Source organism: Streptomyces sp. NPDC043738 (genome assembly GCF_056436545.1).
The window spans coordinates 257,404-284,341 of record NZ_JBWKCJ010000006.1 but is presented as its reverse complement, the minus strand read 5'-3'; the positions used below and the strand labels follow the sequence as shown (position 1 = coordinate 284,341).

The 26,938-nt window shown below is 73.5% G+C and carries 21 protein-coding genes and 2 pseudogenes; 15 read left to right on the top strand and 8 right to left on the bottom strand.

The features are described from left to right. The 3 genes from AC0680_RS11760 to AC0680_RS11750 all read right to left on the bottom strand — a co-directional run. Positions 1-819 (bottom strand): RNA ligase (locus AC0680_RS11760; protein WP_478627110.1); only part of this gene is annotated, 819 nt, incomplete at its 3' end. 171 nt (positions 820-990) lie between these two features. Then, complete coding sequence (locus AC0680_RS11755; protein ID WP_478627109.1) at positions 991-1,575, bottom strand: hypothetical protein; 585 nt, start codon at positions 1,573-1,575, stop codon at positions 991-993. A gap of 233 nt (positions 1,576-1,808) precedes the next feature. Continuing rightward, positions 1,809-2,654, bottom strand: coding sequence for an SDR family oxidoreductase (locus tag AC0680_RS11750; RefSeq protein WP_478627106.1), 846 nt, complete (start codon positions 2,652-2,654; stop codon positions 1,809-1,811). A 141-nt stretch (positions 2,655-2,795) separates the two neighbouring features. On the opposite strand from AC0680_RS11750, the gene AC0680_RS11745 reads away from it, so the two are divergent. Continuing rightward, positions 2,796-3,194, top strand: a complete 399-nt coding sequence (locus tag AC0680_RS11745) for a winged helix-turn-helix transcriptional regulator (protein ID WP_478627105.1) — start codon at positions 2,796-2,798, stop codon at positions 3,192-3,194. 298 nt (positions 3,195-3,492) lie between these two features. On the opposite strand, the gene AC0680_RS11740 is transcribed toward AC0680_RS11745, so the two are convergent. Beyond that, positions 3,493-4,620 carry an NADH:flavin oxidoreductase gene (locus AC0680_RS11740; RefSeq protein ID WP_478627102.1) on the bottom strand — a complete coding sequence of 376 codons (1,128 nt, stop codon included), beginning with the start codon at positions 4,618-4,620 and terminating at the stop codon, positions 3,493-3,495. Between the two features lie 205 nt (positions 4,621-4,825). On the opposite strand from AC0680_RS11740, the gene AC0680_RS11735 reads away from it, so the two are divergent. From AC0680_RS11735 to AC0680_RS11715, 5 genes and pseudogenes are all read left to right on the top strand, one after another. Then, entirely contained in the window at positions 4,826-5,515 is a 690-nt protein-coding gene (locus tag AC0680_RS11735; RefSeq protein WP_478627101.1) for a LysE family translocator, read from the top strand. Between the two features lie 134 nt (positions 5,516-5,649). Continuing rightward, positions 5,650-6,967 (top strand): annotated as a pseudogene (locus tag AC0680_RS11730) (MbnB/TglH/ChrH family RiPP precursor modification enzyme). Positions 6,968-6,972: 5 nt separating this feature from the next. Beyond that, positions 6,973-7,974 (top strand): TIGR04222 domain-containing membrane protein, encoded by a 1,002-nt coding sequence (locus tag AC0680_RS11725; protein WP_478627098.1) that lies wholly within the window; start codon positions 6,973-6,975, stop codon positions 7,972-7,974. Positions 7,975-8,082: 108 nt separating this feature from the next. Beyond that, a complete protein-coding gene (locus AC0680_RS11720) occupies positions 8,083-8,880 on the top strand; it encodes a TIGR04222 domain-containing membrane protein (RefSeq protein WP_478627095.1) in 798 nt (265 codons plus the stop codon). An 84-nt stretch (positions 8,881-8,964) separates the two neighbouring features. Continuing rightward, the gene (locus AC0680_RS11715) at positions 8,965-10,650 is read left to right on the top strand and encodes an alpha/beta hydrolase (protein WP_478627093.1); all 1,686 of its coding nucleotides are present in this window, start codon (positions 8,965-8,967) and stop codon (positions 10,648-10,650) included. Positions 10,651-10,721: 71 nt separating this feature from the next. Here AC0680_RS11715 and hemQ read toward each other — a convergent pair whose 3' ends face one another. Then, entirely contained in the window at positions 10,722-11,483 is a 762-nt protein-coding gene (hemQ, locus tag AC0680_RS11710) for a hydrogen peroxide-dependent heme synthase (RefSeq protein WP_384431542.1), read from the bottom strand. A 2-nt stretch (positions 11,484-11,485) separates the two neighbouring features. Next, entirely contained in the window at positions 11,486-12,964 is a 1,479-nt protein-coding gene (gene hemG, locus AC0680_RS11705) for a protoporphyrinogen oxidase (protein WP_478627090.1), read from the bottom strand. Positions 12,965-13,089: 125 nt separating this feature from the next. Here hemG and AC0680_RS11700 point away from each other — a divergent pair. From AC0680_RS11700 to AC0680_RS11685, 4 genes and pseudogenes are all read left to right on the top strand, one after another. Beyond that, positions 13,090-14,209, top strand: a pseudogene (locus AC0680_RS11700) (DUF4349 domain-containing protein). A gap of 94 nt (positions 14,210-14,303) precedes the next feature. Then, on the top strand, positions 14,304-15,500 hold the full coding sequence (locus AC0680_RS11695) for a thiolase family protein (protein WP_478627088.1): 1,197 nt from the start codon (positions 14,304-14,306) through the stop codon (positions 15,498-15,500). Positions 15,501-15,801: 301 nt separating this feature from the next. Next, complete coding sequence (locus AC0680_RS11690) at positions 15,802-16,440, top strand: chloramphenicol phosphotransferase CPT family protein (RefSeq protein ID WP_478627086.1); 639 nt, start codon at positions 15,802-15,804, stop codon at positions 16,438-16,440. Further along, the gene (locus AC0680_RS11685) at positions 16,437-17,819 is read left to right on the top strand and encodes an FAD-dependent oxidoreductase (protein ID WP_478627084.1); all 1,383 of its coding nucleotides are present in this window, start codon (positions 16,437-16,439) and stop codon (positions 17,817-17,819) included. The genes AC0680_RS11690 and AC0680_RS11685 overlap by 4 nt, the downstream gene beginning before the upstream one ends. A gap of 60 nt (positions 17,820-17,879) precedes the next feature. Here the strand turns inward: AC0680_RS11685 and AC0680_RS11680 are convergent, their stop codons facing one another. Together AC0680_RS11680 and hemE are read right to left on the bottom strand one after the other, a co-directional pair. Beyond that, positions 17,880-18,881 (bottom strand): hypothetical protein, encoded by a 1,002-nt coding sequence (locus tag AC0680_RS11680; protein ID WP_478627083.1) that lies wholly within the window; start codon positions 18,879-18,881, stop codon positions 17,880-17,882. 37 nt (positions 18,882-18,918) lie between these two features. Then, on the bottom strand, positions 18,919-19,986 hold the full coding sequence (hemE, locus tag AC0680_RS11675) for a uroporphyrinogen decarboxylase (protein WP_478627081.1): 1,068 nt from the start codon (positions 19,984-19,986) through the stop codon (positions 18,919-18,921). Between the two features lie 102 nt (positions 19,987-20,088). Between hemE and AC0680_RS11670 the strand changes: the two genes are divergently transcribed. The 5 genes from AC0680_RS11670 to AC0680_RS11650 all read left to right on the top strand — a co-directional run bounded on the left by AC0680_RS11670 (position 20,089) and on the right by AC0680_RS11650 (position 26,837). Then, positions 20,089-20,745: a DUF3000 domain-containing protein gene (locus tag AC0680_RS11670; RefSeq protein WP_468982530.1), complete on the top strand. Its 657-nt coding sequence runs from the start codon at positions 20,089-20,091 to the stop codon at positions 20,743-20,745. A 283-nt stretch (positions 20,746-21,028) separates the two neighbouring features. Continuing rightward, on the top strand, positions 21,029-21,691 hold the full coding sequence (locus tag AC0680_RS11665) for a response regulator transcription factor (RefSeq protein WP_006602452.1): 663 nt from the start codon (positions 21,029-21,031) through the stop codon (positions 21,689-21,691). A 77-nt stretch (positions 21,692-21,768) separates the two neighbouring features. Beyond that, positions 21,769-23,049, top strand: a complete 1,281-nt coding sequence (locus AC0680_RS11660; protein WP_478627078.1) for an HRDC domain-containing protein — start codon at positions 21,769-21,771, stop codon at positions 23,047-23,049. Between the two features lie 429 nt (positions 23,050-23,478). Next, on the top strand, positions 23,479-24,705 hold the full coding sequence (locus AC0680_RS11655; protein WP_478627075.1) for a thiolase family protein: 1,227 nt from the start codon (positions 23,479-23,481) through the stop codon (positions 24,703-24,705). Further along, positions 24,702-26,837 carry a 3-hydroxyacyl-CoA dehydrogenase NAD-binding domain-containing protein gene (locus tag AC0680_RS11650; protein WP_478627074.1) on the top strand — a complete coding sequence of 712 codons (2,136 nt, stop codon included), beginning with the start codon at positions 24,702-24,704 and terminating at the stop codon, positions 26,835-26,837. Before AC0680_RS11655 ends, AC0680_RS11650 begins: the two co-directional genes overlap by 4 nt. Positions 26,838-26,938 lie beyond the last annotated feature (101 nt).

Below are 26,938 nucleotides of genomic sequence, written 5' to 3'. Positions count from 1 at the left end.
CCACCCCCCCACCCTAGCGACCCCCAGAGCCCATGACGGTCCCGAAAAAAAAAGCACAGCCCCGCCCCACCCCACCCCCCCCCCCACCCCCCACACCCCCCCCACCACCCCCCCCCCCCCCCCCCCCCCCCCCCCCCCCCCCCCCCCGTGCAGCCGGTTGGCCTCGGTCAGGGCGAGCAGTTCGGCGAGCGGCATACCGGGCCAGACGGTGACGACCGAGCCTATGCCGTGCCAGCACTCCGCGGCGTCGGCCAGGGGTATCTCCGTGCCGTCCTTGGCGAGGGCGGCGAGGAGCACCAGGTCCCGGCGGTCGCCGTAGTCGACGACGATGCGGTTCTGCGGGTAGAGGATCTCGGCGAGGTAGGTGATTCCGGGCACCAGCGCGGAGGTGTCCTTGCCGTCGAGCAGCCGCTGGGCCCAGGTCGCCTGGGTGCTGATGAACGAGCCCTTGGACGCGACGTGCCACCGGTCGGCGTAGTGGAAGACCACGGCGAGGCTGCCGTCGACCTTGTCGTACACCTCGAACGGCTCGTCCGGGAGGGCCGGCGCGTACGGCTGGCCGGACTCGTGCTCGCCGACGTTGAAGAACTTCGGCAGCGGCAGCGCGACGATCTCTCCGGTGGCGTCGTCGGCGACCAGGCCGCGGCAGCGCATGGTCACCCGGTTCCACACGCGCTCGTACTGGGCCGTCCTGGTGTACGTGTAGAGGGACAGCGGCAGTTCGGGGTGCCGTTTGCGGGTGACGTGCCCGGCGTCGAGGGCGGCCGTCAGCTCCTGCGGCGGCAGCAGCTCGTGAAGAGTCGGGGTCGCCTGGCTCATGTGTCTCTCGGTTCCTCCTGGTAGTGACCCTTGATTGTGGTCTGCGGGAGGCCCGGTGAACAGCGAATTTGATGCGCGGACGGGGCGGCGGCGGTGCGGGCCCGGCGGGCGGGCCCCGCCGGCGACGGCCGTGTTCGAGCACCCCGACCGCGCCGGCGACGAGTCAGTGGATCACTTCCCGGCGGGGCGGGGCGGCATCCAGTGGTCGACGTTGAAGTCGCCCTTCTCCAGGGTCTCGAAGGGGGCGGAGCCCAGGCACTTGCCGACGCTCTTCTTCGGCAGGCCGTCCATGGCCCAGCTGTAGCCGAGCCGGTCCTTCTTGCCGCTGTCCAGCACGGTGAAGCCGAACCGCTTGCCCCTCAGATCACCGATCTCCGGCATACCCGGGCTGTTCTTGAAGTGCGACTCCGTCACGATGCCGGTGGCGACGGCGACCGGGCCGCCGGTCACCAGGCAGTCGATACGGCCCTTCATGTAGCCGCCCCAGTCCTTGCCGACGTAATGGCTGACGCGGAACGTGCCGCGCGCCTGGTCGGCGAAGCCATGGGCGTCGATGGTGAAGTGCACGTTGTCGCCGGGCTGGCGCTGCAGCTTGGCGGAGCCGGTGAGCGAGGGCTCCTCGACGGTGTGCCGGGCGGCCCGGGACCCGCCGTCGACGGCCGCGGCCGGCCCGGTGAGGCCCAGGGTCAGCGCGGTCGCCGTACACGCGGCGAGCGCCGTGGCGGCCATGACGAAGGGGCGACGCGTTGCGGGCATGCGTTTCTCCAAGGGTGCGGCGAGAGGTCGGAATCGTGCAGCAGGGAGGAGCTCCCCGTCCCTGCTGCTCTCCACGGTCCTCTCGGCCCTTGCCTCGGGCGTCGCTCCGCGGAAGGAACGCCCTCCGCCGAGCGGCGGAGCCGGGGATGGGCCGACAGACCGAGGCCCAGGGCCTTTCCGATGGGTCATGGCCGGATCCGCGGCCTTTCCGGCCCCGACCCGTCGGGCATCCCCTAGCGGAAGGCCGAGACATGCCGCCGGGCCCAGTCGGCGAAGGTGCGGGGCGGGCGGCCGAGGACGCGTTCGGCGTCGGGGCTGATCCGCTGCTCGGCTGAGGTGGGTGCGCCGAGGATGGCCAGCGTCGTTTCGACGACGGGCTCGGGCATGAACCGCAGCATGTCCTCGCGGGCCTCCTCACGGGTCTGCTCGAGGAACCGGACGGGTTCGCCGAGTGCGGCACCGAGCGCCGCGGCGCGCTGCCGGGGCGTGGTGAGGGCGGGGCCGGTCAGCTCGTACGTCCGCCCCAGGTGCCGGTCCTCGCGCAGTGCCGCGGCGGCGACCCCGGCGATGTCGGTCGGGTCGACGGTCGGCAGGCCGGTGTCGCCGTACGGGGCGGCGACGGTCCGCCGGGCCCGGACCGACTCGGCCCAGGCATGGGCGTTGGAGTGGAAGCCGCCGGGACGCAGGATGGTCCACCGCAGGCCGGAGTGGCGGACCGCGTCCTCGATGGCGCCTGCCGTGCCTGCGTGCGAGGCCGACTGCGGCCGGGTCGCGACTCCTTGGGACGACAGCAGCACCACCCGTTCGACGCCGCCGGCCTTGGCCGCGTCGAGGATGTCGGGCGTGCGCAGCAGGTGCGCACTGGGACCGCCGTTCTGCAGGAACACGGCATCGGCGCCGTCGAAGACACCCCGGAGGCTCTCGGCGTCGATGAGGTCCGCCCTTCGATGCCGGACGCCCTCCGGGACGTCCTGTGCCGTGATCCCCCGGGAGGTCGCGGTCACCTCTTCTCCGGCTTCCGCGAGGGCCGCTACGAGCGATCGGCCCACGTTGCCGGTCGCACCCGTCACCACGATCATGAGCAACTCCCCTGTATTTCCGCATGGTTGTCGACGCCCGAGCGGGCGAGCACGCTCCGGAGGACTGCTCTCCGGGCGACGGGAGGACGCTAACAGCGGCCGTATAGTAGGTACCTAGAGGAAAGTGACTACCCCGAGGGGATGCACATGGGCGACGGCGCGACCCGGACGGCGTCGATCGAGGCCGATCCCCAACTCGCCTGCCCGATCAGCCCGGTCGTGGACATGGTGTTCAGCCGCTGGACCACGCCGATCCTGTGGACCCTCCATGCGCACGGACGCCAACGGTTCGTCGAGCTCGAACGGCGGATCACCCGCATCACCCCGAAGGTGCTGACCCAGCGGCTGCGGCAACTGGAGCGCGACGGCCTGGTGGTGCGCACGTACCATCCGGAGGTTCCCCCGCGCGTCGAGTACGAGATCAGCGGTCTCGGGCGCAGCCTCGCCCCGCTCTTCGCGCAGCTCGCCGAGTGGGGCGCCGGCCATCTGGACGAGGTCGAGCGGGCCCGGCGCGACTACGACGCCGACGCGGCCGGATAGCCGGTGGCGGCAACAAGAAGGGCCCCTTCCTCGCGTGAGGAAGGGGCCCTTTGCCGAGCGCCCGGCAGGCCTTGCACCTGCATCTCCCACCGGTTGGTGGACGTCTTTCCTTGGACCACAGACGCTTGGCTCCCGCCCGTGGGCCGGAGCTTCACCATGATCATACATGGTGCTCGGGTACGGCGTCCCGCACCCGGGCCCCGAGGGACCACCCGGGCCCGCCAAGGCCGTGGAGGGCGCGGAAGCCGGGGTGGCCGGGGAGGCGCCGCGGGCCCGGCCATGACCCGTCGGACAGGCCCTAGTTCAGGGTCTTCAGCGCCGCCGCGTCGTACGGCTTCAGCTCGTCGTACCGGCCGGCCAGGACCTTCGTCGCCCACTCGGGGTCCTGGAGCAGGGCGCGGCCGACGGCGACCAGGTCGAACTCGTCGCGCTCCAGTCGGTCGAGGAGGTTGTCGATGCTGCCGACCCCGGCGCCCTCGCCCGCGAACGCGCGGAGGAAGTCGCCGTCGAGGCCGACCGAGCCGACGGTGATGGTGGGGCGGCCGGTGAGCTTCTTGGTCCAGCCCGCCAGGTTCAGGTCCGAGCCCTCGAACTCCGGGAGCCAGTAGCGGCGGGTGGAGGCGTGGAAGGCGTCGACGCCGGCCTCGGCGAGCGGGGTCAGGATCGCCGCCAGCTCCTCCGGGGTCTCGGCGAGCCGCGCGTCGTAGGCCTCCTGCTTCCACTGCGAGTAGCGGAAGATCACCGGGAAGTCGGGCGAGACGGCCTCGCGGACCGCGGCCACGATCTCGGCCGCGAACTTCGTGCGGGCGACCGGGTCGCCGCCGTAGGCGTCGGTGCGGCGGTTCGTCCCCGCCCACAGGAACTGGTCGAGGAGGTAGCCGTGGGCGCCGTGCAGTTCGACGCCGTCGAAGCCGATGCGCTCGGCGGCCGCGGCGGCCTCGACGAAGGCGCCGATGACCTCGTCCAGATCGCTTCGGGTCATCGCCTTGCCGGTGCCCTCGGTGCCGTCGACGCGGATACCGGAGGGGCCGACGGCGGGGGCGTCGGCGTAGGGCGGGTCGCCCTGCTTGCGCACCATGCCGATGTGCCACAGCTGCGGCACGATCGTGCCGCCGGCCGCGTGCACGGCCTCGGCGACCTTCGCCCAGCCGGCCAGCTGCTCCTCACCGTGGAACCGCGGCACACGGTCGCTCTGCCCGGCCGACTCGTGGCCGACGTAGGTCCCCTCGGTGACGATCAGGCCGACCCCCGCGGCGGCGCGGCGGGCGTAGTACGACCGCACGTCCTCACCGGGGACGCCGCCCGGGGAGAACATGCGCGTCATCGGCGCCATCGCGATGCGGTTCGGAACGGTCAGGCCGTTCAGGGCGATGGGTCGGGACAGGATCTCCGCCGCGCGGGAGGCGGAGGACGCGGTGACGGTCACGGAGTGCTCCTCGTAGGTACCGGTCGGTATGTGCACACGCATTCAATGCGTGCATTGCCAACCAGGGCGGTTGTCGCGGCATTCCGACCGTCCGGCGAACCCGCCTGTGATCCCGGACACGCGTCGGGCGCCGGGGTCGTACGGCCCCCTCCGAGCGACGGCCCCACGGAGGGGGAAGTTTCGGGCCAGACCGTATCGTTGGCCCATGATTGCCTCACTTCTCGGGTTCACCACCGTGGCCGCGCTGCTGACCATCTCTCCCGGCCCCGACTTCGCGGTGGTCCTGCGGACCGCGCTCGGCTCGGGGCGGCGCGCCGCGCTGTGCAGCGCGCTGGGCATATCCGCCGGGTGCTTCGTGTGGGGGCTGGCCGGCGCGGTCGGGCTGACCGCGATGCTGTCGGCCTCGGAGACGGCGTACCGCGTCCTGGGGCTGGCCGGTGCGCTGTATCTGATGTGGCTCGGAGCGCAGGCGCTGCGCAGCGCCCGGCGGGGACGGACGGCCGGGCGCAGGGAGACGACGGGCGCGGGGCAGGGAACGGCTGCGCGCGGGGGGCAGGCACAGGCCGCGGGCGCGCCCAAGGACGCGCTGGCGACGCCCCTGGGCGCGTTCCGTACCGGCCTGCTGTCCAATGTCCTCAACCCCAAGGTCGGGGTCGTCTATATGTCGCTGCTGCCGCAGTTCATCCCGCACGGTGCGCCGGTGGTCGCCACCACACTGCTGCTGGTCACCGTCCATGCCGCACTGGGCGTGCTGTGGCTGGGCGGTGTCGCGCTCGCGGTCCACCGGGCGCGGGCCGTCTTCCAGCGTCCGCGCATCAGGCGGAGGCTGGATCAGGCCACCGGCGGGGTGCTGCTGGCGCTCGGCGCCGCGGTGGGGTTCGAGACCGCCCGCTGACTGGCGCGGCGGCACCGGCGGGGCGTGCGGGAAGCTCAAATCAACCTCTGAACTCGGCCGGTGCAGGGTTTGGCCCCTGTTGACGGGGCCATGAGTACCCCGACCACGGAGCGAGAGGGGGAGCCATGGCACGCATGGAGCGCCTTGGTACGGGAATCGGCTGGCGGCCGGAAATCGCCGCGGAGATCGCGGAGCTGCCCGGGGTGGACTGGGTCGAGGTCGTGGCGGAGAACATCTGCCCGGGCCATCTGCCGGACGCCCTGCGGGAGTTGCGCGAGCGCGGCACGACCGTCGTTCCGCACGGTGTCTCGCTCGGCCTCGGCGGCGCCGACCGTCCCGACGCCGGCCGGCTGACCGCGCTCGCCGAGCGCGCCGAGGCGCTGGGCGCGCCGCTGGTCACCGAGCACATCGCGTTCGTCCGGGCCGGCGGGCCGCTGACCGCCTCCCCGCTGATGGAGGCCGGGCATCTGCTGCCCGTACCGCGCACCCGTGACGCGCTGGACGTGCTCTGCGAGAACGTCCGGATCGCCCAGGACGCGCTGCCGGTGCCACTGGCCCTGGAGAACATCGCCGCGCTCATCAACTGGCCGGGCGAGGAGTTCACCGAGGGCCAGTTCCTGTCCGAGCTGGTCGAGCGGACCGGGGTGCGGCTGCTGATCGACGTCGCCAACCTGCACACCAACCACGTCAACCGGGGCGAGGACCCGGCGGTCGCACTCGACGAGCTGCCGGTCGAGGCCATCGCGTACGTCCATGTCGCGGGCGGGGTGGAGCGGGACGGGGTGTGGCACGACAGCCATGCCCATCCGGTGACCCGGCCGGTGCTGGACGTGCTGGCGGAGCTGTGCGCCCGGACCGCCCCGCCCGGTGTGCTGCTGGAGCGCGACGAGGACTTCCCCGAGGGCGGGGAGCTCGCCGGTGAACTCGACGCGATCCGCACCGTGCTGAAGGAGGCTCGTCATGCGCAGGCGGCTTGAGCCCGTACCGGACACCATGACGCTCCCCGGCCCGGGCAGTGCCCCGGCGACCGGCACCGACGCGGCGCGGCAGCGGCTGGCGCTGGCGCAGACCGCGCTGCTGTCCGCGCTGGTCGCCGGGACGCCGGCGCCCGAGGGCTTCGACCGCGGCCGGCTGCGGGTGCAGAGCCGGGCGCTGACCGCCAAGCGCGCCGCGGTCGTCGCCAAGGTCGCACCCGAACTGCCCGAGATCCTCGGCGCCGACTACCGGGCGGCGTTCGCCGACTTCGCGCGGAACCGGCCGATGGCCGGCGGCTACCGCCAGGACGCGCTGGACTTCGCGGCGCATCTGCTGGCCCACGACCGCCCCGAGGACCCGGCCGCACGGCAGCGGCTCACACGCTGGTGGCGCGATCGCGCGGGCCCCAGGCCGCCGTCCGCCCGGCCCGCGGCCCGCCTGGCGCGCGCCGTACGCGACGTGCTGGGCCGGAGGTGACCGCGATGTCCTTCACACAGTGGGTGTACGCCGCGGTCGGTGTCTCGTCGTTGCTGCTCGTCCTCGGCACCGTGGGGGTGCGGCTGCGGACACCGTCGGTCCCCAGGGGGGACGCGCTGACGCACGGCGTGTGGGAGGCGGCGTTCCTGGCCGGCGGCCCCGGGCGGGTGGTGGACGCCGCGGTCGCCGGGATGCACGAGGACGGACTGCTGGCGGTGGGCGGGCCGGGTGTGGTGACCGTACGCGGTGCCGCCGCCCGTGACGCGGTCGAGGCGGCCGTGGTGGACGCGGTCCTGCGGACGCCCGGCGGGGCGCTGGCCGCGGTCCGCATCGAGGCGATGCGCAGCCCGGCGGTCCAGGGCGTCGGTGACCGGCTGGCGGCCCGCGGGCTGCTGCGCCCGCCGCGGCTCGGGCGGGGCTGGCGCCGGTGGGCGAGCACGCAGATGACGGCGTGCGCGGTGCTCTTCGCCGTAGCGGTGGTGATCTCGATCGCCGGGGCGGGCGGGGACGACGGGTACGAGGCGCCGGTGGTCCTCCGCATCGTGCCGGCGTTTCTCGGCGGCGTGGTGATGGGGGCGCTGTGCCGCAGGGCGCTCCGCAAGCGGATCACCAAGGCGGGGTCCGTGGCGCTGCGCGCCGCGCGGACGGGCGCGGGCGGCTCCCAGGCCGGCGTGGGCGGTGCCTGGCAGCCCGCCGCGCAGATGGTGGCGCTGGGGGGTACGGCGCTGATCGCGGACGAGCTGCTGCGGCAGCAGTTCGAGGAGGCACAGCGGGCCACCGCGGCCGCCGCTTCGGGCAGCGGGTCCTCGTCGTCCGGCAGTTCGTCGTCCTGCGGCTCCGGGGGCGACGCCTCCTGGTGCGGTGGGTCCGACGGCGGCTCGGGGTCCGGGTGCGGCGGCGGTTCGTCCTGCGGCGCGGGGGCGTCGTGCGGGGGCGGTTCGAGCGGCGGCTCGTCGTGCGGCGGGGGTTCGAGCTGCGGCGGCGGGGGCGGCTGCGGCGGCAGCTGACGCGAGGGGGCGCAGCGCGCTGCGGTGCGGGTGGCGGCGCGTGCGGTGCCTCACATGTGGAGAAAATGCGTGGCGTCCGTGACGGGCCCTCACGTATGAACTCTGCATATGTGGCTTCTTTTCCTCCTCGCCGCCTGTGTGGCGGCGGTGGTCTCCTGCGCGCGGGTCTGCCGTGCCGCGGTCGTCTCCGCCCGCACCGCCCGGCCGGCCCCGCGGCCGGCCCCCGACCTCGCGTCGGATCCGGCCGCCGCCGACGGGCCCGAGCCCGGCCTGACCCTGTACGAGATGGCCTATCTCTCCGGCGGGCCGCACCGGCTCGCCGATGTGGTGCTGGTGCTGATGGCGCAGCAGCGGCGGCTGCTGCTCGCCCACACCGGCTGGGCCACCGTCGTCGACCCGGTCGGCCAGGACTCCGTGGAGCGCGCCACGCTCACCGCCATAGGGCCCGACGGGCAGCGCCCGATACCGGCGGTGCGGGAGGCCCTGGTCGCCGACGACGCGGTGCGGGCGGTGGCCGACCGGTTGGTGGCCGACGGGCTCGCGCTGCCCGCCGGGGTCCGGCCGGGCATCCGCGGCGCGGTCCGGCAGGTGCGGGCCGCCGCCCTGCTGGTGGTGCTGTCCGCCGCGGCGAGCTACTGGATGGCACCCTCCGGCGCGGACTACGGGCCGGCGCTGGGCTGGTTCGCGCTCCCGCTGATCCTCACCCTCGGCACGCTGGCCATGGCCCGCTTCGAGCTGTATCCGTACGGCGACTGGGCCACCGACGCGGGCGAACGGCGACTGCCCGCCGCCGGCTCCCCCAGCTCCCCTGCCGCTTCCGTCTCACTCACCAGACTCGCGCTGCACGGCCCCATGGCCCTCACCGACCCCAGCCTGCGCGCCGCGCTCCACTCTTCCGGGGCATAGCGCCCGACACCGGCACCATGTGCTTTACATCGGCAATGAGCGCCTCAACTATCCCTTTTGTATGCACACACGAAGGGACGGCCAGTGAGAGCACTTGCGTTGTACGGCACGATCGGATCGCTGATCGTGACCGCCGTCGCCACCGCCCCGGCGGGCAGCGCCCCGCGCGCGACCAGCGCGCCGCCGGCGCCCGTGGCCCACCGCATCGACTTCGGCCGGTGCGCGCCGGTGGAGCATCTGCCGTCGACCGTCGAGTGCGGCAAGCTCACCGTCCCCCTCGACTACGCGCGGCCGGACGGCAAGAAGATCCACCTCACGGTCAGCCGGATCCGCGCCACCTCGCCCGGCGAACGGCAGGGCTCCCTGGTCTTCAACCCCGGCGGCCCCGGCGCGTCCAGCCTGGAGTTCCCCCTCTACGGCGGGCTCCCCAAGTGGAACAAGCTGGCCCGCGCCTACGACTTCGTCGGCTACGCACCGCGCGGCGTCGGCCGCTCGGCGCCGCTGTCCTGCCAGGACCCCGAGGAGTTCGCCAAGGCGCCGACCGACAGCCGGTCGCAGCCCGACGCGGCCTACAAGCGCAAGAAGGTGGCCGAGGCGAAGGCGTACGCCCGCGGCTGCGCCCGCCGGGCCGGGGCGGACCTGCCGTTCTACAACTCCGTCAACAACGCCCGCGACCTGGACATGCTGCGGGCCGCGCTCGGCGAGAAGCGGCTGACGTTCATGGGCGCCTCGTACGGGACGTACTTCGGTGCGGTCTACGCGACGCTCTTCCCCGGCCACGTCCGGCGGATGATCTTCGACAGCGTGGTCAACCCCGCGCCCCAGCAGATCTGGTACCGCAACAACCTCGACCAGTCCATCGCCTTCGAGCGCCGGTGGGGCGACTGGCTGCGCTGGGTCGCCAAGCACGACCACCACTACCACCTCGGCACGTCCAAGCAGGAGGTGCAGCAGTCGTACGACAAGGCCGTCACGCGGCTGCGCCGCCACCCGCTCAACGGCAAGATCGGCCCCGGTCAGCTGCAGGCGGCGTTCCTCAAGACCGGCTACAACGACGCCTTCTGGCCGCTGCGCGCCGAGGCGCTCTCGGGCTACCTGCACGGCGACCCCAAGCAGCTGATCTCCCAGGCCATGCCCCAGAGCCGCACGGCCAAGGACGAGGAGAACGCCAACGCCGTCTACACCGCGGTGGAGTGCAATGACGCGCACTGGCCGCGCTCGTGGCAGACCTGGGACCGGGACAACACCGACATCGCGCGGATCGCGCCGTTCGAGACCTGGGACAACGCCTGGATGAACCTGCCGTGCGCCTTCTGGCCCGAGCGGTCTGCGTCGCACGCGGAGGGCACCGACTCCGCGGAACAGGGCGCGGCGCAGGACCTGCTGGACGCCGCCGGCCGCACCGCCGCGAACGGGCTGGACGACCTGCTCCTGGGGACGCACGGACCGCTCGACATCCACACCGAGCCGGGGGCGCTGCCGCCGGTGCTGCTGCTCGCGGCCGAGCGGGACGCGGCGACCCCGTACAAGGGCGCGGTGGAACTGCAGCGGCGGCTGCCCGGCTCGTCGCTGGTCACCGAGAACGCCGCGGGCACCCACGGCATCGCGTTCGGCGAGAACGCCTGTGTGAGCAAGTACGCCGAGGACTACCTGCTGCGCGGGAAGATCCCGGCACACCGGGTGTACTGCGCGCCGCACGCCGAGCCGGTGCCGGGCCAGGCGGCGAACCGGGCGCAGCTCGCGCGGCCGGGCGCACGGCCCGGGAAGTAGCGCGGCCGGCCGAGGACAGCGCTGTGGGCCGTCCCCTTCAGGGGGCGGCCCACAGCGCTGTGCGCAACGGGTCAGGCCAGGCCGGCGACCAGCTCGGCGACCGGCTTGCGCCGCCCCGTGTAGAACGGGATCTCCTCGCGCACGTGCATCCGCGCCTCGGAGCCGCGCAGATGACGCATCAGGTCGACGATGCGGTAGAGCTCGTCGGCCTCGAAGGCGAGCACCCACTCGTAGTCGCCGAGCGAGAACGACGGCACGGTGTTGGCGCGCACGTCGGGGAAGCCGCGGGCCATCTTGCCGTGGTCGGCGAGCATCCGGCGGCGGTCCTCGTCGGGGAGGAGGTACCACTCGTAGGAGCGCACGAAGGGGTAGACGCTCACGTAGGCGCGCGGCTGCTCGTCGGCGAGGAAGGCCGGGATGTGCGACTTGTTGAACTCGGCGGGGCGGTGCAGTGCCATGTTCGACCACACCGGCTCCAGCGTGCGGCCGAGCCGGGTGCGGCGGAAGAGGTTGTACGCCTCCTGCAGGGCGTCCGAGCTCTCCGAGTGCCACCAGATCATGAGGTCGGCGTCGGCGCGCAGACCGGACACGTCGTAGGTGCCGCGGACCACCACGTCCTTGGCGGAGAGCTGCGCGAACAGCTCCTCGACCTCGTCTGCGTAACCGCTGCGGTCCTCGGGGAGGACGTCGCGCAGCTTGAACACCGACCACAGGGTGTAGCGGATGACCTCGTTGAGGTCCTTGGCCTTCTTGCCGGCGTTCGGGGCCTTCTCGGGCGCCGCGGGCGTCTGCGGTGCGGAAGCGGGGGTGGAAGCGTCTGTCATGTCGTCCATTCTCACTCGCCGGGCCGGGCGTGCGGGCGCAGGGTGTCCAGGATGTCGTCGGCGGCCTTGCGCGCCGAGGCGATGCAGGCCGGGATGCCGACGCCGTCGTAGGGCGCGCCGCACACCCGAAGGCCCGGCAGCTGCGCGACGGCGTGCCGGATGCGGGCCACCCGTGCCAGGTGCCCGACGGGGTACTGGGGCAGCCCGCCGGCCCAGCGGGTGACCTTCACGGCGACCGGCGCGGCGGTCAGGCCGACCGCGGCCCGCAGGTCGGCCCGCGAGAAGGCGATCAGTTCGGCGTCCTCGCGTGCCAGGTCCTCCTCTTCGCCGTAGCGCCCGAGGGAGGTGCGCAGGACGAAGAGGTCGGGGTCGGCGTCGCCGATCCAGCCCCATTTGTTGCCGGCGAAGGTGGACGCCTTGATCTTGCGGCCGTCCACGGGCGGCACCAGGAAGCCGCTGCCGGTGAGTTGCCGCGCCATGTCGGCGCGGCGGAAGGCCATGGTGACCAGCGCCATCGAGGCGTACTCGACGGCGCCCAGCTCGGCGGCGGCGGGCCGGCTGACGGCGGCGAGGAGGCGGGCCGCGGCGGGCGCGGGCGCGGCGAGCACGACGGCGTCCGCGAGCAGCGGCGTCCCGTCGACCACGACGCGCCAGCCGTCGGCCGACCGCGCCAGTGCGGTGACCGGCGCGTCGGTGCGGATCTCGCCGCCCTTGGCGCGCACGGCGTCGGCCACCGCGCCCGGCAGCGTCCCGATGCCGCCGGCGATGCCCATGAAGACCGGTTTGTCCTGGGTGGAGCCGGTCGCGGCGGGGCCGGTCACGTGGGCCGTGGCGGCGGCCCGTGCCTGGATGCCGCGCACCCCTTTGAGCAGCGAACGGCTGGTCCGTGCGGCCTCGAACAGCTGGGGCACGGCGGCGCGCAGCGAGATCTTGTACGCGTCGCCCGCGTACACCCCGCCCAGCAGGGGCTCGACGAGCCGGTCGACGACCTCACGGCCCAGGCGGCGGGCGACGTACTCGCCGACGGCGACGTCCTCGCCGACCTCGGTGCGCGGCAGCCGGGTGTCCTCCTCGATACGGGCCAGCCCCTCCGGGGAGATCACACCGGAGGCGGTGAGCAGCGCCAGGTCCCCGGGGACGCCCATCACATGTCCCTTGGGCATCGGGCGCAGCGCGTCGCGGGTCCACAGCCGGGCGGTGGCGGTGGTGGGCGGCTGGAGCCGGTCGCCGAGGCCGACGGCGCGGGCGAGGTCGACCGCCTCCGGCCGTCTGGCCAGCATCGATTCGGCGCCCAGGTCGACCGGAACACCCGCGATATCGCCCGCGCGCAGTTTGCCGCCCAGCCGGTCCGACGCCTCCAGGACGGTCACCCGGGCTCCGCCGTCCAGGAGGCGGTGCGCCGCCGCCAGTCCGGAGATGCCTCCTCCGATGACGACCACATGACCGGTGCTGCCGGGCCCGCCGGGCGGAACGGTGTGCGCTGCGCTCATGCCCCCACTCTCTCAGAGCGCGCCGGCCGGACCGTGACCGGATCGCGATCCGCGGACGGCAACCGCGGCCGGCGGCGACCCGTCGAAAGTGCAACATCGGCACGCCACTTAGACGGGGAGCGTTCATGCGGCGAGCGAAGCAGGGTGGGGATCCCTCCGGCCGACGGCGGGAGGAGGGTCGGGCGGCGGCACCGGTGAGGGGCGTACGAGCCCGGCGCGGTGCCGTGGCGGGGGCGCTGCTGGCCGCGTCGCTGGTGGTCGCCGGGTGCAGCGCATCGGGCGACGAGTCCGCGGCCGGCGACGCGGCAGCGCCCAAGGGGGCGGTCGCACCGAGCCGGGCGGCGGACGGCCGGACGGCCGGCGGCGGGGCGACGGCGGAGGGCGGCACCCGCCCGGGAGACCGCGGCGACAGGGCCCCGAGGGTCGCCCCCTCGCAGATCATCCGTACCGCCACCCTCACCGTGCAGACCAAGGACGTCGCGGCGGCGCTGGCCAGGGCGCGGGCGGCGGTCGACGGCGCGGGCGGCTACACGGCCGACGAGACCACCGACCGGGACCCGCAGGGGCACGACCGCTCGCGGATCGTGCTGCGGGTGCCGCCCGAGGAGTACGACGCGGCTGGGGCGGCTGTCCCGGCTCGGCACGCTGCTCTCCCGCGAGGTCTCCGCGAAGGACGTCACCGACCAGGTGGTGGACGTCGACAGCCGGATCAGGTCCCAGCGGGCGAGCGTGGCGCGGGTCCGGGCGCTGATGGCGAAGGCGACGACGATCAGCGACATCGTCTCCCTGGAATCCGAGCTGAGCACCCGGGAGTCCAGCCTGGAGTCGCTTCAGGCCCAGCTGAAGTCGCTCAAGGAGCGGACCGGGACGGCCACCGTCACGCTGCTGCTGCGGCAGCCGGACGCCGAGACGCCCGGTGACCGGGACCGGACGTCCTTCTCGGACGCGCTGTCCGGCGGCTGGCACGCCTGGAAGACGGCGCTGCGCTGGGCGCTGGTGGCGATCGGCGCGGTGCTGCCGTTCGCCGGGACCGCGGCGCTGGTGTACGTCCTGTGGCGGCTGGTCCGCGGCCGGCTGCCGGCCGGTCCGCGCGGCCGGCGGCGCACGGACCGCGGCAGTGGCGGCCCGCAGCCGGCGGACGGCGCCGAGGACGTCTCCGAGACCTCCGGGCCGGCCGGTGCTGCCGCCGCCCCGGGCGCGTGCGATGCGGCCGGTCGCGGGGATGGTGACCGAGGACCCCGTTGACAGCGGACACCGGCGGGCAAAGACTCGGGACGACGGGTGGCGATCTTCGTACCGCCCGCCGACCGCCGAGCCGGGACAGCGAGGACAGCGCCTGATGACCGACCATCGCCTGCGGGATGTCTACATCGTCGATGCGGTACGCACGCCCGTCGGCAAGTACGGCGGTGCGCTGGCCGGGGTCCGGCCCGACGATCTCGCCGCCCATGTGCTCAAGGCCCTGGTGGACCGCACGCCGGACCTCGATCCGGCGCGGATCGACGATGTCTGCTTCGGCGACGCCAACGGCGCCGGCGAGGACAACCGGAACGTGGCACGGATGGCGGTGCTGCTGGCCGGGCTGCCGGTCACCGTCCCCGGCGTGACCGTCAACCGGCTGTGCGGCTCCGGCCTGGAGGCGGTCATCCAGGCGGGCCGCGCCATCGCGCACGGCGATGCGCACCTCGCGGTCGCCGGCGGGGTGGAGTCGATGAGCCGCGCGCCGTATGTCCTGCGCAAGCCGGAACGGGCCTTCCCCGCGGGCCACCAGGAGATGTTCTCCTCGACGCTGGGCTGGCGGATGGTCAACTCCCGGATGCGCCCGGAGTGGACGGTCGCGCTCGGCGAGGGCGCCGAGCAGATCGCCGATCAGCACGGCATCACCCGCGAGCAGCAGGACGTCTTCGCGCTGGCCAGCCATCAAAAGGCGGTACGCGCCTGGCAGGAGGGCTCTTACGCGGCGGAGGTGGTGCCGCTGCCGGGCGTGGACCTGGAGCGCGACGAGACCATCCGCGAAGGCTCCTCCCTGGAGTCGCTCTCCAAGCTGAAGCCGGTGTTCCGTACGGCCGGCGGCACGGTCACCGCCGGGAACTCCTCGCCGCTGAACGACGGTGCGGCGGCGCTGCTGCTCGCCGACGAGGAGGGCCTGCGGGCCACCGGGCGCGAGCCGCTGGCCCGGATCTCCGCGAGCGCGGTGACCGGCGTGGAGCCGCAGCTCTTCGGCCTGGGGCCGGTGGAGGCGGTGCGCCGCGCGCTCGCGCGGTCCGGCCGCGGCTTCGCCGATCTCGCCACCTTCGAACTCAACGAGGCCTTCGCGGCCCAGGCGCTGGGCTGCATGGGCCAGTGGCCGGAGCTCGACCCGTCCGTGGTGAACCCGTTCGGCGGCGCCATCGCCATCGGCCACCCCCTGGGTGCCTCCGGTGCGCGCCTCGCCGGCTCGGTCGCCCACCAGCTCGCCACCCGGGGCTCCGGCACCGGACTGGCGGCGCTGTGCATCGGCGTGGGGCAGGGGCTCGCGCTCGTCATGGAGCGGTGACCGGCCGGCGTCCTTCCAGGTGCGTCGGCCGCTCGCGGCACGGCGCGTACGGCGGCGGCAGAAGACGCACACGGGCAGACTCGTTCCCGTCGCCGCTCCCGTTCCTGTTGCCGGAAGCCGTTCCCCGCCGGCTTCCCTCCCGGCCCGGAGGTCGCCCGATGCCCCTGCCCGATCCGGCGCGCCGGCGCCTGCTGCGCGGCGGCGCGCCGGCCGGCGTCCGGATGGCCGCCGGCGGCGAGTACCGCGACCTCGTCCACGGTGCGCGCCACGCCCGCCCCCTATCCGCTCTGAGGTGCCCCAGATGACCGTGCCCGACCTGACCGCCCCGGAGTCCGGGCTGATCATTTTCCTGAACGGCACATCGAGTTCGGGGAAGTCGAGCCTGGCCGAGGCGCTGCTGCACACCCTCGACGAGCCGTGCTTCCATCTGCCCGTGGACGCCTTCCACCGCATGCGCTCACGCCATGAGCTGACGCCGGACGAACTGCGCGCCACCCTCCTGCGCACCTGGCGGGGCTTCCACCGCGCGGTCGCCGGGATGGCGGCGGCCGGCAACACCGTCATCGTGGACCATGTGCTGAGCGAGCCCTGGCGGCTGCGCGACTGCCTCGAGCTGTTCCCGCCCCGGGACGTCGTCCTGGTCGGTGTCCGCTGCTCGCCCGAGGAGTTGGCGCGCCGCGAACGGTCCCGGGGCGACCGCCCGCTGGGCCTGGCGGCCGGCCAGCTGACGCAGGTGCACGCCCATGGGATCTACGACATCGAGTGCGACACCACCGACACCCCTGCCGAGGAGTGCGCCCGGCAGATCAAGGAGTTCCTGCCCGGGCGCCCCACCCCCACGGCCTTCGAACGGCTCGGGCCGCTCCACGGCACCGTCCGGGGCGGCGGGGCGGAGCACGGCGGTACCGCGGCACGAGTGGCGACGGAGGGACGGCTGTGACGGCGGAACGGCTGGTGATCATCGGTGGCGATGCGGCGGGGATGGCGGCCGCCTCGCAGGCGCGCCGCCTGAGGAAGCCCGGCGAGCTGGCGATCACCGCGTTCGAGCGCAGCCACTTCACGTCGTACTCCGCCTGCGGCATCCCGTACTGGGTGGGCGGCGTGGTCGACGGGCCGGACGCGCTGATCGCCCGTACGGCCGAGGAGCACCGCGCCCGGGACATCGATCTGCGGATGCGGACCGAGGCCACCGAACTCGACCTGGACCGCGGCCGGGTACGCACCCGCGACCTGGACGACGGCGGCCGGGAGTCCTGGACCGGCTTCGACAAGCTGGTGCTGGCCACCGGCGCCCGGCCGCTGCGCCCCGGCCTGCCGGGGATCGACGCCCCGGGGGTGCACGGTGTGCAGAACCTCGACGACGGCCGGGCCCTGCTCGACACCTTGGAGCGGTCGGAGGGCCGGCGGGCGGTGGTGGTCGGCGCGGGCTACATCGGCGTGGAGATGGCTGAGGCGCTGATCCGGCGCGGCTACCAGGTCACCGTCCTGGAACAGAGCGGGCAGCCGATGTCCACCCTCGACCCGGAAATGGGCGCGCTGGTCCACGAGGCGATGTGCTCGATGGGCATCGAGACGGTGACCGGCACGACCGTCACGGGGGTGCTGACGGATTCCGCGCAGCGGGCCCGCGCGGTGACCACCGAGGACGCCGAGTACCCGGCGGACGTGGTGGTGCTGGGTATGGGCGTACGTCCCGAGACCACGCTGGCCGCGGCGGCCGGGCTGCCGCTGGGCGAGTCCGGCGGGCTGCTCACCGACCTGGCGATGCGGGTGCGCGGCCAGGACGCCGTGTGGGCGGGCGGCGACTGCGTGGAGGTCCACGACCTGGTCTCGGGCCGCACCCGCCATATCGCGCTGGGCACCCACGCCAACAAGCACGGCCAGGTCATCGGCGCCAATGTGGGCGGCGGGTATGCGACCTTCCCCGGTGTCGTCGGCACCGCCGTCAGCAAGGTCTGCGATCTGGAGATCGCCCGCACGGGCCTGCTGGAGCGGCAGGCGCACGCGGCCGGCCTGCGCTTCGTCACGGTGACCGTGGAGTCCACCAGCCGGGCCGGCTACTACCCCGGTGCCCGCCCGATGCACGTCAAGATGCTCGCCGAGCGCCGCACCGGCCGGCTGCTCGGAGTGCAGATCGTCGGCCGTGAGGGCGCCGCGAAGCGGGTCGACATCGCGGCGGTCGCGCTCACCGCCGGGATGACGGTGGAGCAGATGACCGCCCTCGACCTCGGCTACGCCCCGCCGTTCTCGCCCGTCTGGGACCCCGTACTGGTGGCGGCCCGCAAGGCGACGGCGGCGGTCCGGGCCGCCGGCGACTGAGGCGACGGCGGCGGTCCGGCTGACCGGCGCCGGACGGGCCCTGGGGGTGTCTGTCCGTCCCTAGCGCGCGGTCCCCAGAGCGCCGAGCAGCTCCTCGCGGGCGGCCCGCACCCGCTGCAGGGACGCACGGGCCAGCCCCGCCACGAACGCCGGGCACAGCCAGGCCTCCAGTGGCGCGCCCTCGCCGGGCCGGCCGCCGCGCTCCGCGAGCAGCCGGCGTCCGCCGGGGCTCTTCAGGCGCATCCCGGCCGTGATGACGTCCTCGGGGGCTTCGGGCAGGACCGGGTGCGCCGCCTCGCCGTGCCCGCAGGCCCCTCCGGGGGGCGCCGCCACTACGGACGCGAGCCCGGCGATCAGATCGTCGAGCGGCCCCGGATGGTCCACGAGGCCGGCCGCGTACCGGGACAGCGCGGCGACGATGACGAGCAGCCCGGCGCGCTCGGCGGGCTCGGTCGCCTCGGCGAGCGTCTTGCCGTAGTGGGACAGCGACCAGGACACGCTGACCCCGGGCGCCGGGTGGCCGTCGAGGATGGAGACCAGGTCGGCGGCCTCCTCCTGCTCGGCGGTGGACAGGCGGGCCGGAATGCCGTCGGTGGTCCCCGGGGCGAGGATGTCGATGGCGACCCGCGCGTAGCCGGCGACATTGCGCGGGCAGCGCCACACCTCGGCGCGGTGCCGGCCGCCCCGGTCCGCCTCCGCCGCCGCGCCGTGCTCCAGCAGTGGGAGGTAGGAGACCAGGCGCGGCAACTGCTCGTCGAGATCGCCCTCGTAGGGGTGCCCGTCGTGGCGGCAGGGGCGCCCGCGCAGCGCCCGGTCGGCGGCGCGCAGCGCGTCGAGGACGGCGGCCGCGGTGCCGTCGGAGGCGGACTGCAGGGTGACGTAGTCGGCGGTCATCAGCAGTCCGAAGGTCCACAGCCAGGCGCGCTCGCCACCGGGGTCGGCGGCGAGCCCGCGGGCGCAGGCCAGGACGCGTTCCGTGTCGTGGTCCGCGTAGTACTCGGCGCGTACCTCTTCCCAGGCCGCGGCGAGATCCGCTATCGGGGCGTCGGGGGTGGCGTTCATGCCCTCCACGACGCCCCGCGGCGGAAAGCAGTTCCGCTCAGCGCGCCGTCTGCGTGTGGACGTACTCCACCAGGCGGGTCAGCGCGTCGGGGTCGGTGTCGGGCAGGACGCCGTGGCCGAGGTTGAAGACGTGGCCTTCGAGGCCGGCGGCCGCGTCGAGCACCTCGCGGGCCTTGGTCTCGACGGCCTCGCGGGGGGCGAAGAGCACCGCCGGGTCGATGTTGCCCTGGAGCGCCTTGCCGGGGCCGACGCGGCGGGCCGCCTCGTCCAGCGGCACCCGCCAGTCGACGCCGACGACATCCGCGCCCGCCTCGCCCAGCAGGCCGAGGAGTTCGCCGGTGCCGACACCGAAGTGGATGCGCGGCACGCCGAGGCCCTCGACGGCCTTGAAGACCTTGGCGGAGGCGGGCATCACCGAGCGGCGGTAGTCCGCGGGCGAGAGCGCGCCGACCCAGGAGTCGAAGAGCTGCACCGCGCTCGCCCCGGCCTCGATCTGCACCTTGAGGAAGGCGGCGGTGATGTCGGCGAGGCGGTCCAGCAGGTCGGCCCACAGCTGCGGGTCGCCGTACATGAGGGCCTTGGTGTGCTCGTGGTTGCGGGACGGGCCGCCCTCTACGAGGTAGCTGGCGAGCGTGAACGGCGCGCCGGCGAAGCCGATCAGCGGGGTGCTGCCCAGCTCGCGCACGAGCATGCCGATGGCCTCGGTGACGTAGGGGACGTCGCCGGGCTCCAGGGCGCGCAGCTGGTCGAGGTCGGCGCGGGTGCGGATCGGGTTCGCGACGACCGGGCCGACGCCGGGCTTGATGTCGAGGTCGACGCCGAGGGCCTTGAGGGGGACCACGATGTCGCTGAAGTAGATGGCGGCGTCGACGCCGTGGCGGCGCACGGGCTGCAGCGTGATCTCGGTGACCAGCTCGGGCCGCATGCAGGAGTCGAGCATCGCGATGCCCTCGCGGACCTTGCGGTACTCCGGCAGTGAGCGGCCCGCCTGGCGCATGAACCACACCGGGGTGTGCGGCACCGGCTCACGCCGGCAGGCCTTGAGGAAGGCCGAGTCGTATGTACCGGTCTGCTGCTGGCCCGCGGGGGCTTCGTTGGCGCTCACGCCCCAAATCTTCGCATGCGCCCCTGGGGGCCTCCGAATGGGCGACGCGCGAACCGGGTGTCCTCCGCGTATACGGGCTCGGTTCCGCCTAATCTTCCGGGCATGGCTGCGGCTCACGAACACCTCGCGGACAGCGCGGACGAGGCCCCGATCCCCTTCCGTCAGGCGGTCGAGGCGCTTCGCGCGGCCCGGCTGCGGCCGGAGATCGAGATCGACCCGACGCCCGCCCCCAAACGGCTCGCCCCGTTCGCGTACGCGCTGGAGGCGGCGGTCGTCGAGCACGGCTCGGGGCCGGGCAGCGAGGACAAGGACCTGGCGGACGGGCGGCTGGTGCTGCTGCACAACCCGGCCGGGGACGACGCCTGGCACGGCGCCTTCCGCGTGGTGACTCTGGCGCGCGCGGAGCTGGAGCCGGAGATGGGCGCCGATCCGCTGCTGCCGGAGGTGTCCTGGTCGTGGCTGACGGGTGCGCTGGAGGCGCGCGGGGTGTCCTACGGCGCGCCGAGCGGCACGGTGACCCGGGCCGGGTCGTACTACTTCGGCGGGCTCGCCGCGCGCGAGCCGGCGACCCAGATCGAGATCCGGGCGTCCTGGACGCCGGCCGAGGGCCCCGGCGGGGTGCCGGACATGGCGGCGCATCTGGCGGCGTGGTGCGATCTGCTGTGCCAGGTCGCGGGACTGCCGCCGGCCGCGCTCGACCTGGCGCCGCGCGGCGGGGTCGTCCCGCTGCCGCAGCGCCGCGGCGCACAGCCGCGCTGAGCCGCCCGCCGCGCATCCACAGCCGTGCCGCGCAGTCAAGAGGGCGCCGCGCCGCGCCCACCTTGATCACGTTCGCGCACGGCTCTGATCATCTCGGTATGCACTCCGTGCCCACACCTGATCGATCACCCATCCGATTTGCCCGAATTGCCCCTAACTAAATCGTGATCAAAGTCTAAAGTCCCGCCGGATTGCTGCCGAAGAGGTCAGTGACCCTTCAAACACGGATTATTCCGGCTCCCCCCAGCCGGCTTCCGTCCCCGCCACTCCCCCAGGAGGCCCGGTGTCTGTTCTCCTCGAGCAACCTTCGAGCCTGGTCGCCTACCGCCCGAACAAGCCGACGGCCATGGTCGTCGTGGCCGACCCTCGCGTCCGCTCCACCGTCACCCGCCACCTGTGGGCCCTCGGAGTACGTGACGTGATCGAGGCGTCGTCCATCGCGGAGGCCCGTCCCCGCGTCGGCAACCCGCGCGACATCTGCGTTGCCGACGTCCACCTTCCCGACGGCTCCGGCCTCACGCTGCTGTCCGAGACACGGGCGGCCGGCTGGCCCAACGGGCTCGCGCTCTCCGCGGCCGACGACATCGGCGCCGTACGCAACGCCCTGGCCGGCGGCGTCAAGGGCTATGTCGTCACGGGTACCCGCACCAACCTGGGCATTCCCGGCCGTCCAGGCACCTCCCCGATCGGCGCCAACGCGGCCCGTATGCAACGCCGCCCGCCGGGCGCCCCGGGTCACCCCGGCGGCTACCGCGAGCTGTCGGGCCGCGAGGTCGAGGTGTTGCGACTGGTGGCGGAGGGCCAGTCCAACAAGGCCATCGGCGTCTCCATGGGGCTGTCCGCGCTGACCGTCAAGAGCCACCTCGCCCGGATCGCCCGCAAGCTCGGCACGGGCGACCGAGCCGGAATGGTGGCGGTCGCGCTGCGCACCGGCATCATCCACTGACCCTTTACACGACCGGCTCGCCCGTCGAGGGAACGTTCCCTCGACGGGCGACGTGCATACACAGATACCCTTGACTGGTGACCGACGCCCAAAAGACCGCAGCAGACACGACACTGCGAGCACCCGGAGACTCGCCTCCGGATTCCCGACCGGCGCCGGTCCCTCTCCTGGAGCCCCGCGAGGGCATCCCCCCGGTGACCGCCACACCTGAGGCGCTCGCCGAGGTGGTGGCCGCCTTCGCGGCCGGTACCGGACCGGTGGCCGTCGACGCCGAGCGCGCCTCGGGCTACCGCTACGGCCAGCGCGCCTACCTCGTCCAGCTGCGCCGCGAGGGCGCCGGCAGCGTACTGATCGACCCGGTCGGCTGCCCCGACCTGTCGGCCCTGGGCGAGGCGATCGGCGACGCCGAGTGGGTGCTGCACGCCGCCACCCAGGACCTGCCGTGCCTGCGTGACATAGGGATGCTCCCCTCCCGGCTGTTCGACACCGAGCTGGCCGGGCGGCTGGCCGGCTTCGCCCGGGTCGGCCTGGGCGCGATGGTCGAGAACGTCCTCGGCTACGCCCTGGAGAAGGGCCACTCCGCCGTCGACTGGTCCACCCGCCCGCTGCCCGAGCCCTGGCTGCGCTACGCCGCGCTCGACGTCGAGCTGCTGGTGGACCTGCGCGACGCGCTGGAGGAGGAGCTGACCCGGCAGGGGAAGATGGAGTGGGCCCGGCAGGAGTTCGCGGCGATCGCCGCCGCGCCCCCGCCGCCGCCCCGCAAGGACCCCTGGCGCCGCACGTCCGGCATGCACAAGGTCCGCCGGCGCCGCCAGATGGCGGTCGTACGGGAGCTGTGGACGGCCCGTGACCAGGTCGCCCAGCGGCGCGACGTGTCGCCGGGCAAGGTGCTCGGCGACGCCGCGATCGTGGAGGCGGCGCTGCACCTGCCGCCGAACAGCCACGCACTGGCGGCGCTGTCCGGCTTCGGCCACCGCATGGGCCGCCGGCAGCTGGAGCAGTGGCAGGCCGCCGTCGACCGCGCCCGCGCCCTCCCGGAGAGCGAGCTGCCGCAGCCCGGCCAGCCGCTCAACGGGCCGCCGCCGCCCCGCTCCTGGGCCGACAAGGACCCGGTCGCCGCGGCCCGCCTGTCGGCCGCCCGCGCCGGGGTCACCGCCCTGGCCGAGCGTCTGAACCTCCCGCAGGAGAACCTCATCACGCCGGACACCGTGCGCCGGCTGTGCTGGGAGCCGCCGGCCGAGCCGACCCACGAGTCGGTCGCCCAGGCCCTCAAGGGCCACGGCGCCCGCCCCTGGCAGATCGAACAGGTCGCGCCCCTCCTGACCGAGGCGCTGCTGGCGGACCCGACCGCCGGCTGACGCGTGCGGCGGTCCCCCGGCCGGGGACCGCCGCGGACGCACCTTCGTCACCACCGGAGGGCACCGCTCCCTCCTCCGTACCGCCGCAGCACCCCATTTCGCCGTCATGCGGTCATTCGGGCAGCCGATGGGCTTGATTTCCGCCAACGCCGGACACCATTCGGCCCCTTTCCGGGCGCCCGGACGCGCCTGTCTGCGGCGCGCCGCCCCTCCGCAGACCGCCCGTGCCCGCCGGGCCGCCGCCCGGTCACGCACCACCTCCACCCGCCGGGCCGCCGGCCGGCCCTCCTCCGCCTCCATCCGGTGTGACCTTCGCCGCTCCGGCCGATGGGGGTGTGCAGCTTGGTTACCCGTAAGTAGCATGTCGGTGTGAAGCGTCCCTGGGGGCGCCACGCAGCAGTGCCACCCCGCACCTGGAGGAGAGCCAACGTGCCTCGTACCGCTAGGGACGTCGTCTTCGTCGACGGCGTCCGCACCCCGTTCGGCAAGGCGGGCCCGAAGGGCATCTACCACGAGACCCGCGCCGACGATCTCGTCGTGAAGGCCATCCGGGAGCTGCTGCGCCGCAACCCGGACCTGGACCCCGCGAAGATCGACGAAGTCGCGATCGCCGCCACCACGCAGATCGGCGACCAGGGCCTGACCCTGGGCCGCACCGCCGGCATCCTCGCGGGCCTCCCGCAGTCCGTGCCCGGCTACTCCATCGACCGCATGTGCGCCGGTGCGCTGACCGCCGTCACGACCACCGCCGGCTCCATCGCCTTCGGCGCGTACGACGCCGTCATCGCGGGCGGTGTCGAGCACATGGGACGCCACCCGATGGGCGAGGGCGTCGACCCCAACCCGCGGTTCGTCAGCGAGAAGCTGGTCGACGAGTCCGCGCTGTTCATGGGCATGACCGCGGAGAACCTCCACGACCGCTACCCGCAGATCACCAAGCAGCGCGCCGACGAGTACGCCGTGCGCTCGCAGGAGAAGGCGGCGAAGGCGTACGCCAACGGGAAGATCCAGCAGGACCTGGTCCCGATCTCGGTGCGCAACACCAACTCCGAGGTCGGCGAGACCGGTTGGGGCCTGGTGACCACCGACGAGCCGATGCGCCCGGGGACCACCCTGGAGAACCTCGCCGGTCTGAAGACGCCGTTCCGTACGCACGGCCGCGTCACCGCCGGTAACGCCGCCGGTCTCAACGACGGCGCCACCGCCTCGATCATCGCCTCCGAGGACTTCGCCCGGGAGAACAACCTCCCGGTCAAGATGCGTCTGGTCTCCTACGCCTTCGCGGGCGTGGAGCCGGAGGTCATGGGCTACGGCCCGATCCCCGCGACCGAGAAGGCGCTCGCCAAGGCGGGCCTGGGCATCGGTGACATCGGCCTGTTCGAGATCAACGAGGCGTTCGCCGTGCAGGTGCTCGCCTTCCTCGACCACTACGGCATCGCCGACGACGACGCGCGCGTCAACCAGTACGGCGGTGCCATCGCCTTCGGCCACCCGCTGGCCTCCTCCGGCGTCCGGCTGATGACGCAGCTGGCCCGCCAGTTCGAGGAGCAGCCGGAGGTCCGCTACGGCCTGACCACGATGTGCGTCGGCTTCGGCATGGGCGCGACGGTCATCTGGGAGAACCCGAACCACAAGGACGCCGGAGGCAGCAAGTGAGCACCACCACCACCGCCGAGCTGCTGAAGGGCGCGGCCGAGCTGTTCCCCGACGAGGTCGTCACGTCCGCGCACGTACGCCACCTCGACCTGCCGTTCGGCGCCGGGCGCTTCGCGCTCATCACGCTGGACAACGGCTTCGACCACACCAAGCCGACCACCTTCGGCCCGGGCTCGCTGGCGAACCTCGACGCCGCGCTCGACCAGGTCGAGAAGGAGGCCGCGGACGGCGACATCGTCGGCGTGGGCCTCACCGGCAAGCCGTTCATCTTCGCCGTCGGCGCCGACCTCAAGGGCATCGAGCTGCTGACGAGGCACGAGGACGCGCTGGCCATCGGCAAGGGCGGCCACGATGTCTTCAAGCGCCTGTCCGGGCTCGCCGTACCGACCTTCGCGTACTACAACGGCGCCGCCATGGGCGGTGGCGTCGAGGTCGGTCTGCACTGCTCGTACCGCACCGTCTCCAAGGCCCTCCCGGCCTTCTCCCTCCCCGAGGTCTTCCTGGGCCTCGTCCCGGGCTGGGGCGGCTGTGCGCTGCTGCCGAACCTGATCGGCGCCGACAAGGCCGTCTCGGTCATCATCGAGAACTCGCTCAACCAGAACAAGCAGCTCAAGGGCCAGCAGGTCTTCGACCTCGGGATCGCCGACGCGATCTTCGAGGGCGCGGACTTCCTGGAGCAGTCGCTGATCTGGACCGCGAACGTCCTCAAGGGCGACGTGACGGTCGAGCGTGCCGAGATCGACCGCGGTGCGGCCTGGGACCAGGCCGTCGAGCGCGGCAAGTTCATCGCCGACGGCAAGGTGCACGGCGCCGCGCCGGCCGCCTACCGCGCGCTGGACATCATCGCCGCGGCCAAGAGCGGTGACCTGCAGGCCGGGTTCGACGCCGAGGACGTGGCGCTCGCCGACCTGATGATGGGCGGCGAACTCCGCGCCGGCATCTACTCGTTCAACCTGGTGCAGAAGCGCGCCAAGCGCCCCGCCGGCGCGCCGGACAAGAGCCTGGCCCGTCCGGTCACCAAGGTCGGTGTCGTCGGCGCCGGCCTGATGGCCTCTCAGCTGGCCCTGCTCTTCCTGCGCCGCCTCGAGGTGCCGGTCGTGCTGACCGACATCGACCAGGAGCGGGTCGACAAGGGTGTGGGCTACGTCCACTCCGAGATCGACAAGCTGCTCGGCAAGGGCCGGATCAACCAGGACAAGGCCAACCGCCTCAAGGCCCTGGTGACCGGTGTGCTGGACAAGGCCGAGGGCTTCTTTGACGCGGACTTCATCATCGAAGCCGTCTTCGAGGAGATCGGCGTCAAGCAGCAGGTGTTCGCCGAGGTCGAGGCCGTGGCTCCGGCGCACGCGATCCTCGCCACCAACACCTCCTCGCTGTCGGTGACCGAGATGGCGTCGAAGCTCAAGCACCCCGAGCGGGTCGTCGGCTTCCACTTCTTCAACCCGGTCGCGATCCTCCCGCTGCTGGAGATCGTGCGCGGCGAGAAGACCGACGACGCCTCGCTGGCCACCGCCTTCGGTGTCGCCAAGAAGCTGAAGAAGACCGCGGTGCTCGTCAAGGACGCCCCGGCGTTCGTCGTGAACCGCATCCTGACCCGCTTCATGGGCGAGATCCAGAACGTCATCGACGAGGGCACCCCGGTCGAGGTCGCCGAGAAGGCCATCGAGCCGCTCGGTCTGCCGATGTCTCCGCTGGTGCTGCTGGAGCTGGTCGGCCCGGCGATCGGTCTGCACGTCTCCGAGACGCTGCACGGCGCCTTCCCCGAGCGCTTCACGGTCTCCCCGAACCTCGCGGCCGTCGTCAAGGCGGGCAAGCGCGGCTTCTACGTCTACGACTCCGGCAAGCCGGAGCTGGACCCCGAGGTCGTCGCGCTGCTCGAGCAGGGCGACTCGGTGCTGACGGAGGAGCAGGTGCGCGACCGCGTCCTGGACGCCGTCGCGCAGGAGATCGGCCTGATGCTGGACGAGGGCGTGGTCGCCGAGGCGCAGGACATCGACCTGTGCCTGATCACCGGCGCCGGCTGGCCCTTCCACCTGGGCGGCATCACGCCGTACCTGGACCGCGAGGGCGTCTCCGAGCGGGTGACCGGCAAGAAGTTCCTGGCCCCGGGCGTGGCGAGCGTGCCCGCGTAAGGGTGCGCGACTGACCGCGGCAAGGGGGGGGGGGGGGGGGGGGGGGGGGGCGGGGGACCTGCCTCGGGGGGGTATATCCCAGAGATACGCAGCCGCGCCAG